This window comes from Vibrio sp. OPT41, assembly GCF_015163595.1.
GTDB classification, from domain to species: Bacteria; Pseudomonadota; Gammaproteobacteria; order Enterobacterales; family Vibrionaceae; genus Vibrio; species Vibrio alginolyticus.
The window spans coordinates 1-515 of record NZ_JADDYH010000098.1 but is presented as its reverse complement, the minus strand read 5'-3'; the positions used below and the strand labels follow the sequence as shown (position 1 = coordinate 515).

The 515-nt window shown below is 41.6% G+C and carries 2 rRNA genes; both read right to left on the bottom strand.

What is annotated here, in order from left to right:
• Positions 1-87: ribosomal RNA gene (locus IQP38_RS25560) — 16S ribosomal RNA — on the bottom strand; the annotation flags it as partial.
• Between the two features lie 334 nt (positions 88-421).
• Positions 422-515 (bottom strand): 5S ribosomal RNA (gene rrf / locus IQP38_RS25555); the annotation flags it as partial.

Below are 515 nucleotides of genomic sequence, written 5' to 3'. Positions count from 1 at the left end.
GGTTCAGATAACTCGTTTCCGCTCGACTTGCATGTGTTAGGCCTGCCGCCAGCGTTCAATCTGAGCCATGATCAAACTCTTCAATTTAAGGTTTTGTTTGGCTCAATGAATACTGAACATTCCTTTCGCTAATAAATAGCAGAAGTAATGTTTGAATTGACTGTGCTGAATCTTTCGATTCAATGGTCACTTCGTATCATTGAAACCTAATTTGATACCGAAGTATCGAATTGGATTATCATCAACGAGTGCCCACACAGATTGATAGGTCTATATTGTTAAAGAGCTTGGCTTTCAGTGCCTTAGCACTCAAGCGAGGTGCGTATAATACGCTTTCCACTTTGAAAGTCAACATAAAATTCTAAACTTTTGTTTAAAACCTTATGTTGACTCGTCTGTATTCAGACAAGTCGGAAATAAAGCCTGGCGATGTCCTACTCTCACATGGGGAAGCCCCACACTACCATCGGCGCTATTTCGTTTCACTTCTGAGTTCGGCATGGAAATCAGGTGGG